The 13,555-nt window shown below is 39.6% G+C and carries 9 protein-coding genes and 1 tRNA gene; 5 read left to right on the forward strand and 5 right to left on the reverse strand.

The genetic code is table 11. The features are described 5' to 3' along the window. Window positions 1–35: 35 nt before the first annotated feature. Window positions 36–110: transfer RNA gene (locus A3GM_RS0104150), tRNA-Arg, on the forward strand. Between the two features lie 280 nt (window positions 111–390). Here the strand turns inward: A3GM_RS0104150 and A3GM_RS0104155 are convergent. Both A3GM_RS0104155 and A3GM_RS0104160 read right to left on the reverse strand, forming a co-directional pair. Continuing rightward, complete coding sequence (locus A3GM_RS0104155) at window positions 391–762, reverse strand: hypothetical protein (RefSeq protein ID WP_154648086.1); 372 nt, start codon at window positions 760–762, stop codon at window positions 391–393. 167 nt (window positions 763–929) lie between these two features. Next, complete coding sequence (locus A3GM_RS0104160) at window positions 930–2,516, reverse strand: sulfatase family protein (protein WP_018362132.1); 1,587 nt, start codon at window positions 2,514–2,516, stop codon at window positions 930–932. A 688-nt stretch (window positions 2,517–3,204) separates the two neighbouring features. Here A3GM_RS0104160 and A3GM_RS0104165 point away from each other — a divergent pair. Both A3GM_RS0104165 and A3GM_RS0104170 read left to right on the forward strand, forming a co-directional pair. Next, the gene (locus A3GM_RS0104165) at window positions 3,205–4,890 is read left to right on the forward strand and encodes a glycoside hydrolase family 32 protein (protein WP_026216118.1); all 1,686 of its coding nucleotides are present in this window, start codon (window positions 3,205–3,207) and stop codon (window positions 4,888–4,890) included. A gap of 112 nt (window positions 4,891–5,002) precedes the next feature. Continuing rightward, window positions 5,003–5,887, forward strand: a complete 885-nt coding sequence (locus A3GM_RS0104170) for a carbohydrate kinase family protein (RefSeq protein WP_018362134.1) — start codon at window positions 5,003–5,005, stop codon at window positions 5,885–5,887. Window positions 5,888–6,057: 170 nt separating this feature from the next. Here A3GM_RS0104170 and A3GM_RS0104175 read toward each other — a convergent pair whose 3' ends face one another. The 3 genes from A3GM_RS0104175 to A3GM_RS0104185 all read right to left on the reverse strand — a co-directional run bounded on the left by A3GM_RS0104175 (window position 6,058) and on the right by A3GM_RS0104185 (window position 8,707). Further along, window positions 6,058–7,005 (reverse strand): BamJ family beta-barrel-assembly machinery protein, encoded by a 948-nt coding sequence (locus A3GM_RS0104175; protein ID WP_025829849.1) that lies wholly within the window; start codon window positions 7,003–7,005, stop codon window positions 6,058–6,060. Window positions 7,006–7,151: 146 nt separating this feature from the next. After that, entirely contained in the window at window positions 7,152–8,027 is an 876-nt protein-coding gene (locus tag A3GM_RS0104180) for a BamJ family beta-barrel-assembly machinery protein (RefSeq protein WP_018362136.1), read from the reverse strand. 74 nt (window positions 8,028–8,101) lie between these two features. Then, on the reverse strand, window positions 8,102–8,707 hold the full coding sequence (locus A3GM_RS0104185) for a BamJ family beta-barrel-assembly machinery protein (protein WP_009228094.1): 606 nt from the start codon (window positions 8,705–8,707) through the stop codon (window positions 8,102–8,104). 490 nt (window positions 8,708–9,197) lie between these two features. Between A3GM_RS0104185 and A3GM_RS0104195 the strand changes: the two genes are divergently transcribed. Both A3GM_RS0104195 and A3GM_RS0104205 read left to right on the forward strand, forming a co-directional pair. Then, entirely contained in the window at window positions 9,198–10,208 is a 1,011-nt protein-coding gene (locus A3GM_RS0104195) for a hypothetical protein (RefSeq protein WP_018362139.1), read from the forward strand. A 1,375-nt stretch (window positions 10,209–11,583) separates the two neighbouring features. Next, window positions 11,584–13,245: a putative transporter gene (locus tag A3GM_RS0104205; protein ID WP_018362141.1), complete on the forward strand. Its 1,662-nt coding sequence runs from the start codon at window positions 11,584–11,586 to the stop codon at window positions 13,243–13,245. The last annotated feature ends 310 nt before the right edge of the window (window positions 13,246–13,555 follow it).

Raw genomic sequence — 13,555 nt, forward strand, 5'->3', positions numbered from 1 at the left:
CCCCTTATATCCCTTTATTTTAGTACTTTTGCAGCGGTTCCGTAGCTCAGTTGGATTAGAGCAACAGCCTTCTAAGCTGTGGGTCAAGGGTTCGAACCCCTTCGGAATCACTAAAAAGCAAAGGCATTATCAATGATTTGATAGCGTTTTTGCTTTTTTGTTTTATATCAGTTCCACTTCTTTAGTCGTCTAATAACAAGTCTTTTCAATATAAACGAAAGGCTAAAGGACAGATTTTATAGATTTATTCAGCACACGTTACGCATCACTTGGCACCCAAAAGGTTGTTGGTGGAGATAACAATAAAACGCCTTCGACACCCATCAACAATGGATTTCGAAAGCGTTCAATCGTTATTTTCAATCTTAAATAATAGGAGCGTTTACCCTATTACTTTGGGTTTTGCTTGTGAAACTTCTCTGCTTCGGCAATAAGCCACTTCTTTCTGAACTTGAATACGGCAAAGAATGGAAGGAAAAGGAAGGGCAAACTCATCACAGCAAATATGAGAGTGGTGGCCTTTCTACTGGCTCTTGAATGAATATTATCGCCAAGTCCATTCACAGTATCAACAATAGATTCGAGCAATTCTGCTCCTCCTATGAGATAAAGTATAAAAATTTCGATTGCAACAATACCAAAGAACACTCCTAAAAGCTTCTTTCCTATTCGGTCGCAAATGGCCATTCGAGTTTGCAAGTCGATGTCTTTGCCGTGGGGTATGTTAGCAAACCAGTCGTTTGCACGTTCTTCGTGTGTCATAATTTTATTGACTTTAAATTCATTTTGTATTTCAATAACGAGATAAAGCAGGCGTATAAGCCCGTTGTTTCTCGTTCGTTCTTGCCTAAGAGCTTTGCCCTGATGATGAAGGCGAGCAGATATTGCAAAAAACATCTGCTGTAATCGCCATCAACCAACATTTCTTTTTAGTTCAAAGGGTACTTAAAACGAATGGGATCATCGTATTGTTCTTGTAGCTTCCAAAGCTCTTTTTTAAGCTTCTTCACCACTTGTTGCATGTTCGCATCGTTGTAAGCGTTGTGCATTTCTTTTGGGTCTTTCTCTAAATCGTATAGTTCCCAAGTGTCGATGTCGTTATAGAAATGAATCAACTTATAGCGTTTTGTTCTAATTCCATAATGTCTTTTCACTGCATGTTCAGCGGGATATTCGTGGAAATGATAGTAAAGAGCATCTCTCCAGTGCTTTTGTTTTTGTCCTTTTAATAGTGGAAGCAACGAAACTCCTTGTATATCGCTTGGCACATTCACGCCTGCTAACTGCAAAATGGTTGGAGCATAGTCGATGTTTTGCACCATTTCGGTTACATCTCCACGTTTGTTGAATTCTTTTGGCAAAGACATTACCAATGGAGTACGCATACTTTCTTCGTACATAAAGCGCTTATCGAACCATCCATGCTCTCCCATATAGAAGCCTTGGTCGGACGCATAGATCACAATAGTGTTCTTATCGAGACCTGTTTGCTTTAAATAATCGAGCACTCTACCTACGTTATCGTCGAAAGTTTTAAGCACTTTAGCATAGTCTCTCATATAACGTTGGAACTTATATTTATACAATTCCACTGTATCTTTATGCTCTTTGCTGTAGAAGTCGATAGAAAGAGGAGAATATAACTTGAAGTATTCTGCCTTTTCTTCATCGCTCATTCTGCTAAGCATACCCACATAGCCATCTGAAAGACGTGACTTTTGACCTGGAAGATACATCTTTGTGTCGTAGATAATATCCATATGCTTGCCAACTTGCATCTCTTGAGCCGACGCAGCCTTTCTTCCCTCGTAGTTATCGTCGAAGTTATCGGGCATATCGAAGGTCTTATCTTCATACTCATTCAAGTATTTCATCTCAGGAAGCCAGTTTCTATGGCATGCTTTGTGTTGCATTAAAAGCACGAAAGGCTTATCTTTATCACGCTGTTCAAGCCAGTTTAAGCCGAGATCTGTAACGATATTGGTTACATATCCCTTATATCGAACAGTGTCGTTGTTCATAGTTATGAAGTCAGGATTATAGTAATTACCTTGTCCAGGGAATATAGTCCAATAGTCAAAGCCCGTTGGAAGGGTCTCAAGATGCCACTTTCCGACGATAGCTGTTTGATAACCTGCCTTTTGAAGCAGCTTAGGAAAGGTCTGTTGGGTGCCATCAAACACGCTCATCTCGTTGCTTAAGAAGCCATTTTTGTGACTATGTTTACCTGTTAACATACACGCTCTACTTGGACCTGATAGCGAATTGGCCACGAAACTATTGGTGAATTTAACACCATTGTCGGCAATTCGGTCGAGATTAGGGGTGTTAACATAACGCTTGTCATAACAACTCATCATTTGAGCAGTGTGGTCGTCGGTCATAATCATCACCACATTGTATTTTTGTTGTGGTGCTTTATCGGCCTTGTTTTGAGCCAATGCCAATGAAGAAGGAACCAAAGCTCCGAGCCATGGCGTAAGAAGTGTTGCGATGTGTGTGATTTTTGGTGTCATCAAAATATTTTGTTTAGGTTTAAAAAGCACTGTTTTTGCATGCCAAAAGCATTGAGATTACACTCTAAAAGCATTGAGTTTAGGCGGTAAAAGCAGTGTTATTTAAATGTGATAGTGATGCAAATGTAATCATTTGCTTTTAGATATACAAACGAAAGGAACTAAAAAAGAATGCTACCCACAACCATATTATAAGTGGAAGACCTTTCTAATAGTTTATTTCTTGTTATGTTCTATAAATTATTCTCAATAAAACATTCACAATAAAGCATTTCTGTTCTCCTATTCTTTCTAACTTCTTCTCTACATTATAAAAACTATATTGAATTTATCGCGATCCTTTTCAATGAATCTTAACGCAACATCAAAACCTAATTGCACTTTTTGTGGGCAAGTTTTTTTATCCCACTTCTATATATAATATAAGGTGTAAAACACTTATAGCATTTTTATTCTTTCCCAACCCAATAACCCGTATACAACAGCCGTCACCGCCTCACTATTTAAAAGCATTGAGTTTACGCCCTAATAGCTATGCTTTTACACCACAAAAGCAATGCAATTAGAAAGCAATAGCAATGCTTTTTCAACAAAAAAAAATAAATAAAAAATGGTTTATATAAATAATGTTTGTAATAAATAACTATCTTTGCCAATATCAAAGCAATAAACTTAAAATAGAATCAGTATGGATAACCGACTAAAAACATTAGCACTCTGCATGCTTTCAAGTGCTACTCTTGCTAATGCTCAAACCTTTTTAAGCGACACTCAAGCAATGAAGCGCATTCAAACCACCAATAAGTATGTTTTACTTCCTGTGGAAGAGAGCGAAAATTTGGCGCATATCCGTGTCATTAAGGATAATAATGTGGTGAAAGAATTCAACTGTAAGCTTGCAGTGAACAAGGTTGATTATTATGTTCCACTTGATGTTAGCGAGTTTGGAGGCGATGTTTTGCTCGATATTCAATTCACTGGAGAAAAGAAAAATACGGGGTCTATCCATCATTTCACTTGTTGGAAGGAATTGAAAGAAACCAACTCTTTCGACACTTCCAATCGTGAAAAGTACCGACCACTATACCATCACACTCCACCTTATGGCTGGATGAACGACCCTAACGGCATTTTTTATAAAGATGGAGTGTGGCATTTGTACTTTCAATATAATCCATTTGGATCTCAATGGGAAAATATGAACTGGGGACACAGCACTTCTCGTGACCTAATTCATTGGACTTACGAGGGAATTCCCATTCAACCCGATGCACTTGGCGTAATTTATAGCGGCTGTTGCGTTGTAGATAAAGACAATGTAGCTGGCTTTGGCAAGAATGCAGTAATTGCTTTTTACACATCGGCAGGTACTTCACAAACTCAAAGCATTGCTTATAGCCTCGACAACGGCAAAACTTTCACTAAATATGCAGGCAACCCCATTGTAACAAGTAATGTTCCCGACTTTAGAGATCCTAAAGTTTTTTGGAACGAAGACACCCAATTGTGGAACTTAATTCTTGCTGCTGGACAGCAAATGAGCATCTATTCGTCTAAAAATCTAAAGGATTGGACCTTTGAAAGCCACTTCGGAGAAGGCTATGGCAATCATGATGGAGTGTGGGAATGCCCCGATCTAATCAAAATGGGCAACAAATGGGTACTTCTTTGTAACATTAACCCTGGCGGACCCTATGGAGGTAGCGCAACACAGTATTTTGTTGGGCACTTTGATGGACACAAATTCACTTGCGAATCGGCTCCAACTGTAACCAAATGGCTCGACTATGGAAAGGATCAATATGCCACTGTCACTTTCAATAACGCCCCTAATGGCAGAATTGTAGCTATTCCTTGGATGAGTAATTGGCAATATGGCAACCATGTTCCAACGCTTCAGTTTCGCTCTGCCAATGGTCTTCCTCGTGAACTCGGACTCTTTAGCTATCAAGGCGAAAGCTATATCAGTGTAAAACCCTCGCCCGAAGTATTCGCAGTATTTAGCAATAAAACTTCAACTAAACTGCAACCCGCCTCTTATATCGAAGTAACCAACATCAAAGGCAACGCAAGTATCACCTTAAAGAACAACCAAAACGAAGAGGTTGTGATGGTTTACGATGCCAAGAAGGGCACTTTCAGCATGGATAGGAACCAAAGTGGAGTGTCAGAGTTTAGCTCTGAGTTTAAAGCTGTTACCACTTCGCCCACCTATGGCGCAATTAGTGGCTTGCAAATCTTTGTAGATAAGAGTAGTGTTGAGGTGTTCGACGTAGACGGAAAGATGGCTATGACGAACATTGTGTTCCCTACTTCGCCTTATACCAACGTGGTTGCAAAGGGCTGTAAGGTTAAAATTCACGCCTTAAAATAATTGTTCTTGCTCTCCACCTCAATCATTCTATACGCTTTATGCACTGCTATGGGGTTTGAAGGGCGCAAGAATACGGAAACAAAAGAATCGAATAAATAATACAAATCTAAATATGAAGAATGTAATTGTTGGCTTAGGTGAGGCCCTATGGGATTGCCTTCCTGATGGAAAAAAGCTGGGCGGAGCCCCTGCAAACTTTGCTTATCACACCGGACAGTTTGGACTTAACACCCTTGCAGTTAGTGCTCTTGGAGAAGATTCCTTAGGAACTGAAACGCTTGAGGAATTGAAAAGCAAGGGAATTAACTATCTTATGCCCCTTGTAGACTATCCTACTGGCAGCGTACAAGTGGAACTTGACGATGCAGGTATACCCACATACGATATCAAAGAAGGCGTTGCTTGGGACAATATTCCTTTTACTCCTGAGCTAGAAGAAGTGGCAAAGAATTGCAGTTGCGTGTGCTTTGGATCGCTTGCTCAACGTAGTAGCGTGAGTAGACAAACCATTCAGAAGTTTATTGAGGCCACTCCTGAGTCGTGTTTGAAGATATTTGACATCAATCTACGTCAAAACTTCTACACAAAAGATATTATATGCAATTCTTTAAAGCAAGCTAATATCTTAAAAATCAACGACGAAGAGCTGGTGACGATTGGTAGATTATTTGGCTATCCCGGCTTAGATATAGAGAATAAGTGCTGGTTATTGCTCGGAAAATATAACTTAGACATGCTCGTTCTCACATGTGGTGTCAACGGATCTTACGTCTTTGCGCCCAATCTTTTATCGTTTAGAGAGACTCCTAAGGTTGAGGTTGCCGACACAGTAGGCGCTGGTGACTCGTTTACAGGAACCTTTGCGGCTGCCATTCTCAATGGAATCGCTATTCCAGAGGCGCACCAATTAGCTGTAGAAGCAAGTGCCTTTGTTTGCACTCAGCATGGAGCTATGCCCAAGTTCCCTAAAGATTTGATCGATAAGATTAAGAAATAAGCAATAATTAGGAACACAAAAAAACCTCTATTTACACCCTTTGATGTAAGTAGAGGTTTTCTTTTATTATCTTAAAAGCCGCAACTAAGCATGTAGTTCAATGTGTCTTGCAAAACACTTACAATGACTGTGAGTCGTGACTTTTATAGGGGTTAAACGCTAACCCATTCTTATTTCTTTTTCTTTGGTTGCACTTTAGCTGGCTCAACCGCTTTCTTTTCACCGCTATCTTCGATTCTTACCAATTCAACATCAAAGATAAGAGTAGAGAAAGGCTTAATAGCTGGAGTTGGAGAGCTACCTTTATAAGCCAATTCTGCAGGGATATACAATTGCCATTTACTTCCTACTGGCATCATAGTAAGGGCTTCTGTCCAACCAGCAATTACCTGACTTGCTCCAAATGTGGTTTCTTGTGGATTGCGCTTGTATGAGTTATCGAACTCTGTTCCATCGATAGTGCGACCAACATACTTCACTGTTACCATGTCGTTTGCCTTTGGAATAGCACCATGTCCTTCTGTAATCACTTTGTATTGCAAACCACTTGCAGTTGTTTTCACGCCTTCTTTGGTTGCATTGTCTTTCAACCATTTCTCGTTTTCGGCCTTAACGGCAGCCACTTTGCGCTCTTCATTAGCCTTATAAAAGTCACTAAAGTACTTTTCTGCATTGTCGAAGGTGAACAATGTACTATCTTTTAGAACCCCAGCAACGAATCCTTGGTAGAAAGGATCAAGTGAAAGGCTATCTGATGAGTCTTTAAATGCGTTGCGAGTAGTGGGAACTACTTGGTTTTGAACGGTGCTAAACACTGCCACTCCTGCGTTATATGCACTGAAAGCCTTATCGCCTTGCTTTGCACGAGCATCTTTAAAGCCTTGCACAAAAGCTGCTAAATCGTTTTCAGTTAAGCCATATTGGCCCTTAAGATACTCCATAAGGCGACCAGTTGAGAACAAACCAGACGCATAACTCAATGAGTCGGCACGAGAAGTGAGTTTCACTACGTTTGCAGTAGTCTTGTTCTTTTTATTTGTTTTGTTAGTGTTGCCTGCGCTTATTGTTGTTGCAAAGCCTGCAAGAAGTACACAAACAGCTAAAATTGTCTTTTTCATTTTAATGAAGATATTAAATATAAAGAATAAAAGAGAATTGAGCTTGAATAGCAACTGCTCACCTCTTTTATACGACTTTCTATAATTTAAAAGAGGGACGGATGTAAAAGTATCCGTCCCTTTCATTGCTTTTATTGAATGATTGATTATTTTCCGTTAACTCCTAACAATTCAATTTTGAAGATAAGAGCAGAGAATGGTTGGATAGGACCAGAGTTTTGGCCACCGTAAGCCAAGTCTTGTGGGATGTAAACTTCCCATACACTACCTACAGGCATACGCTTAATAGCTTCTGTCCAACCCTTAATTACTTGGTTAAGACGGAACTCTGCTGGTTGTTTTCTTTCGTAACTGCTTTCAAAAACCTTACCATCTATAGTGCGTCCTTCATAGTTAACCTTAACCATTGATGTATCAGTTGGAAGCTCACCTTTACCTTCTTTGATCACTTTATATTGCAAACCGTTAGGAAGAGTCACAACACCTGGTTTCTTTTTGTTAGCTGCAAGGAAAGCTTCACCAGCCTTTTTGTTAGCAGAGAATTGCTTTTCATTGCTTTCGCCTTGGATCTTTTTGAACAAACGTTCAGCCACTTCACCAGCACGTTGAGCGTCCATTATTTCGTTTTTACCTGTTGCTCCGTTGATGAAACCTGCGATAAAGTTCTTCAAAGAGATAGTCTTTGTGCTATCACCACCGAACAATTGGCTGCTAATGTCTTTAACATAGCGTCCACCAAGGTTCTGTCCTACTTGCAAACCTGCATAATATGCAGCCTTTTTCTTATCGTCTCCAGAGTTAGCACCATCGCTAACACCCTTAATAAACTCGTTGATATAAGTGGTATCTACACCCATTCTTTCAGAAAGAACGTTCTTAAAGTCACCTGTTTGAGCAACACCCATAGCGTAACTCAATGTGTCTACGTCAGTTTTAAGGTCAGCTTTAGGAGTTGAATTACCACATGCTGAGAATGCAATGGCTGTAAATACAGCTGCTGCAGCTAATGTAATTTTTTTCATTTTGATCTATTTGTTTTTTATAGTTTATTGCTTTTATTTTCTTTGTAAAATGCTCTTTTATAGCAGTGGGGCGATTATTGAACCTCGATAAGCTCTACATCGAACACCAATGCAGCGAAAGGAGGAATAGAAGCGCCTGCACCTCTCTCTCCATAACCAAGAGTATAAGGAATGAAGAAGCGGTATTTAGAACCTTCTGTCATCAATTGTAGACCTTCAGTCCAGCCTGCAATCACTTGATTTAGTGGGAAAGTAGCAGGTTCACCACGTTGAACTGAGCTGTCAAAGAGTGTTCCATCAACAAGCATTCCTTCGTAATGGCACTTCACTTTGTCGGTAGCTTTAGGGCGTTTGCCGTTTCCTTCTTTGATAACAAGATATTGCAAGCCACTTGGAAGAGTAACAACTCCTTCTTTCTTTGCGTTTTCTGCAAGGTATTTCTCGCCTTCTTCTTTAGCTTTTTTACCCATTTCTGCAGCTGCAGCACGTTGCTTTTCTTCTTGTTTTTGGAAGAATTCCTGAACGATAACTTGTGCTTCAGCCTCGTCTAGTTTAAGTTGTCCACCTGCCACAACATCTTTAATTGCTTGTGCAAAATCATCAATACTAAGTTGTTCGGCACCCATTTGAGCCAATTGTCGACCTATTCCAAGGCCTAAAGCATAGCTAAGTTTATCCATAATTGTTTATAAATCGTATTTTATTTATTTGTTTTCTTGTTTCGTTTACTAACTCTTTGCAAATCAACCTCAATGGCTTTGCCATATCCGTTGTGCACTTTGGCACGCAAAAGGCGGTGCATTGATTATTTTCATAGCACCATATAGTTCTATGCAAAGTTAATCTTTTTATTTGTTCCACCATCTATTAACATCACTATTTTTGTTTTTTTGTGCCTTTACTTTTATCTATCTACAAAAAGAGTGCCATAAAACTACAAAATAAAAGCTATGTTTTTGCATGGTAAAAGCATTGCTTTTGCACCTTAATAGCATTGAGATTGCGTGCTAAAAACATTGATTTTATTTCGATGTTTCTATATTGTTGATTGGCAGGGGAATTCGACTTCGGTTTCATTTCAATAGAGATGGGACAAAAAGAGACTGAAAAACCTTTCATAATTAGGCAAACATTCCTATCTTTGCATAGAACAATCAGATTCAAAGTGAAATGAAAGAAAGCTCACAAATCGACGTAGCCGTATTACTCATCTTCTTTAATCGCCCCGAAAAGTTTAAAGAAGTGTTTGCACAAGTGCAGAAAGCCAAGCCCTCAAAGCTGTTCCTTTATCAAGACGGAGCACGCCATTCGGGCGACATTGAGGGCATTGAAGCATGCAGAAGCATTGCGAGTGAGATTGATTGGGAGTGCGAAGTGCACCAACTTTATCAAGAAAAGAACTATGGTTGCGACCCTTCTGAGTTCATTGCACAGCGTTGGGCGTTCTCGTTTGTAGACAAATGCATAGTGATAGAAGACGATGATGTGCCCTCATTGGCATTCTTTCATTTTTGTAAAAGCATGCTCGATAAGTATGAGAACGACCCTCGAGTGTGGATGATTGCAGGCTTTAATGCTGAAGAAAAGACCGAAGATATATCGCAAGACTATTTCTTTACGTCTGTATTCTCTATCTGGGGCTGGGCTTCTTGGCGTCGAGTTATCGACCAATGGGACGAACATTACACCTTTTTAGACAACAAAGAGACTCTTACTTTGCTCACCAATTTAGTAAAAGAGCGCAATGTTCGCAACGATTTCTTATCCATGTGCCACCGCCATAAGCAAACAGGTAAGGCGCACTACGAAACTATTTTCTGGGCATCTATGTTGCTCAACAACGGCTTAGCCATTATGCCTACCTTCAATTTGGTGAACAACATCGGTGTAACAAGCGACTCAACGCACTTCACAGGCTCAACTAACACCTTGCCAAAGGGCATTAGAAAGATGTTCACCATGCAACGATTCGAGCCCAAAAGCTTCGACAATCACCCCCAATACATCATTGAGCACACTGCATATAAAGACCGAATTTATCGCATGAACGCATGGAACAACCCTGCAATTAAGGTGAAATACAGCTTAGAAGAATTGTGGTTGAACTTGCAAAGAGGTAATTTTTCGACTATCAAAAACGCACTTTCTAAGCGAATTAAAAAGTGGTTGAAGATGGGTTAAGCTTCAATCAAAAGAAAGAAACAAATGGTTTACATCCTAAGAGAAAAAGCATTGCCACGAAAGAAGAATGAAGTGGTAAGGCAGTTGGCATACCCTCAAAGGATGAAAGCGACAAGTTCCAAGGTGGAAAATGCCGCTTTCGGTGTTTAACATGATATGTTAAATGCCTTCAGAACACCGAACCTAAGGGTTCATCTCTTGCGAGTTGTCCTGCGAACAAGCCTCTTTGTTTTGCAACATTGATAGCAATTGCTCTTCAGTTCGATGCCATCGAGATCTCGAGTTATTAAGTGTTGCAGGATTGGTTACCTGCTTTTTTGTTTTTCAATTAAACTGTTTGTCACAGTATTGCTATCGTTTTGCAACTCAAGCAATTTTCTTTTTTAATACGTTTCAATAGGTTCTGGTTGGTGATAGCATAGCTTTCACAACCTAAAACCAGCTAAAACAGTGTGTTACGAGCCTTTAACAATCTTTCTTCCTTATGTCTTTTTTTCATTAAAGTAGAAGCTTTAGCCTTCTTTCCTAACGTCTTTTACCAGCTAAGATCCGCCTTGTTGGCGTCTAAAAACTGCGAAACAACGATATGAGAGTAATCTGTTTTCGAAACAAAAACATATTCGATGTGACGCTACAGCAAGCTGTTTCACTCACAAATACAATAATAGCTAAGATAAACAATTGCGTTTTCCGGTGTCTACGTAAAGGTTTTCTTGCATTATTATATGCTTTGTTCTATTCTTTCTACAGGCTTTCTCAAAACTAAAAGTTTTGCAAAAGCATTTCTTTAATTGGTGTTTTACGCCTTAGTTTTGCTCTCTTTAAAAGGTGAAAGCTCCACTTTCGGCATTCTACTAATATTTTTTTGTATACAAATTCTATTTAAAACAAAAGGCACATAGCTCTCTTTTTGGTGTAAGAGTCTGTGTGTTTCATGATGTCTCTAGCTTATTTTCTACTGCCTTTTTATGTCCTTTCGATATCAATTGTTACAAAGATAGGTATAATAAGCATACGAAACAATTTTTATTTACATTATTTTATAGTTTACATATTATTTAAATTACAATCATATATTTTCACTATTTAGCGTTACTTTGCCATTTCTTTTCGTTCAATTTGGCTCTAATCATAATACAAAATAAAGGTTTAAGGGATTTAAAAGAAGCATTTTTCAACTCAAAACAAGAAGTTTTCAACCATCAAAAAGAACGACAATAGGCAAAAATATAAACGGATATTAACAATACTTGCTTAACAACTTGGCTCTATAAACAGCATATCTGCACTCTATTTTTAGATATTATCACACTTTTTATTTCGTCATTCATCCTCTTTAAGCTACCTTTGCACAGAATCATACATAACTAATAGAATGGAATGGCTTAATGGTTTATTTACCATACACTCTGCACTTCAAACAATAGTTGTGCTCTCTTTGGTTTGTTGCGTGGGCATAATACTCGGCAAAATACGTATAAGAGGCATATCATTAGGCGTTGCCTTTGTGTTTTTTACAGGCATTGTTGCGGGCAACTTCAACCTCTCTATCAATCAAGAGATGCTTAACTACGCCGAAACCTTTGGCTTAGTACTTTTCGTTTACACACTCGGTTTATACGTAGGACCTAACTTTTTGGGTTCATTACGGCACGAAGGCGTGTCACTTAACTTGTGGAGTCTTGCCATAATCATTGCTGGTACGGCGCTAACAGTGTTGCTTTGGAAGCTAACAGGAATACACATCGGCACTATGACGGGTATTCTTAGCGGTGCAGTAACCAACACTCCTGCCCTAGGAGCAGCCCAACAAGCCCTCGACCACTTAGGTTTTCCTAGTAAAAGCATGGCTCTTAGCTGCGCTGTAACCTATCCTTTCGGTGTTATTGGCGTTATCTTTGGACTCATTCTCCTTCGTAAATGGTTCGTAAAGCCTCATCATCTCAAAAGCCATTCGCTTGCAGATGAAGACCATACTTATATCGCTCAGTTCGAAGTTACCAATCAACAGATAGACAATAAAAAGCTTATTGAGATTGGACAAATGACCCCTAACAAGTTTATTGTATCGAGAATATGGCGTGATGGACACCCCATTGTGCCCAGTTCGCATGTTGAATTGAAGCTAGGAGACAATGTTTTGGTGGCAACAACAGACAAAGACGTTGATATTCTTACTGCTCTTTTCGGCAAAAAGATCAATACTGATTGGAATAAAGAGAAGATAGATTGGGACCATATCGATACAAAATTGGAGTCAAAGGTCGTTGTTTTGACCCGAGGAGCATTGAATGGAAAGAAGTTAGGCAGTCTTCATTTACGCAATATATACGACGTTAACGTTAGTAGAGTAATACGTGGAGACATCAAACTACTTGCAACTCCGAAGCTAAGACTGCAATATGGCGACCGACTTACTATCGTTGGAGAACACGAAGCGCTTAATCGTGTAGAGCGATTTGTGGGTAATGCGGTGCAAACTCTTAACGAACCCAACCTCGGAGCCATCTTCCTTGGAATCATATTGGGACTCGCTTTGGGAACCATTCCTATCTACTTACCTGGTATGAGCGCCCCTGTTCGACTTGGAATAGCAGGCGGTCCAATCGTAATGGGCATCATAATGGGAACCCTTTGCTCTCGTCTTCACATCATTTCTTACACCACTCGAAGCGCATCTCTAATGCTTCGACAAATGGGTTTATCGCTATATCTGGCTTGTTTGGGCTTAGATGCGGGCGGAGAGTTCTTCGAAACGGTGATGAGACCAGAGGGATTGCTTTGGCTTTTGCTTGGAGCTATATTAACAATGGTGCCTATCTTGATCGTAGGTGCAATTGCTTTAAAACTCAAGAAGTTCGACTTTGGCTCGGTATGCGGTATCACTTGCGGTGCAATGGCTAACCCAATGGCTCTAACTTACGCCACAGACACCATCGAAGGCGATGCTCCTGCGGTGAGTTATGCCACTGTTTATCCCTTAGGAATGTTCGTTCGAGTCATCATTGCGCAAATTCTTGTGATGTTCTTAGCATAGAGTTGTGTAGCAAAAGGAAATAAAAATAAGCCTACTTTCACATCACTCCACCTTCAATTTATCCTCTATTCTTAGCATTTTACCCTGCAATTTCAGTCAGCTACATTAGCTATTGAAAACCACCCACAAGTCCTTTATAATTAAGGGGTGTAGACATTGGCGTACAAAAGGAATGGAATTGGTATGCAAAAGCAGTGAGATTGCAGACCAATTGCATTGAGTTTACACACTAAAAGCAATGGAATTAGAAACGAGAAGGATTGAGAGGGATTTTCAAGAGAAGTGAGAAAGCTTTTATTTAGAGGTGATG

Source organism: Hoylesella nanceiensis DSM 19126 = JCM 15639 (genome assembly GCF_000379965.1).
Lineage (GTDB): Bacteria > Bacteroidota > Bacteroidia > Bacteroidales > Bacteroidaceae > Prevotella > Prevotella nanceiensis.

Excerpts from the sequence above, each read along its gene's own strand:
- A3GM_RS0104155 (WP_154648086.1), bottom strand. The coding sequence starts at position 762 with ATGACACACGAAGAACGTGCAAACGACTGGTTTGCTAACATACCCCAC.
- A3GM_RS0104160 (WP_018362132.1), bottom strand. The coding sequence starts at position 2,516 with ATGACACCAAAAATCACACACATCGCAACACTTCTTACGCCATGGCTC.
- A3GM_RS0104165 (WP_026216118.1), top strand. The coding sequence starts at position 3,205 with ATGGATAACCGACTAAAAACATTAGCACTCTGCATGCTTTCAAGTGCT.
- A3GM_RS0104170 (WP_018362134.1), top strand. The coding sequence starts at position 5,003 with ATGAAGAATGTAATTGTTGGCTTAGGTGAGGCCCTATGGGATTGCCTT.
- A3GM_RS0104175 (WP_025829849.1), bottom strand. The coding sequence starts at position 7,005 with ATGAAAAAGACAATTTTAGCTGTTTGTGTACTTCTTGCAGGCTTTGCA.
- A3GM_RS0104180 (WP_018362136.1), bottom strand. The coding sequence starts at position 8,027 with ATGAAAAAAATTACATTAGCTGCAGCAGCTGTATTTACAGCCATTGCA.
- A3GM_RS0104185 (WP_009228094.1), bottom strand. The coding sequence starts at position 8,707 with ATGGATAAACTTAGCTATGCTTTAGGCCTTGGAATAGGTCGACAATTG.
- A3GM_RS0104195 (WP_018362139.1), top strand. The coding sequence starts at position 9,198 with ATGAAAGAAAGCTCACAAATCGACGTAGCCGTATTACTCATCTTCTTT.
- A3GM_RS0104205 (WP_018362141.1), top strand. The coding sequence starts at position 11,584 with ATGGAATGGCTTAATGGTTTATTTACCATACACTCTGCACTTCAAACA.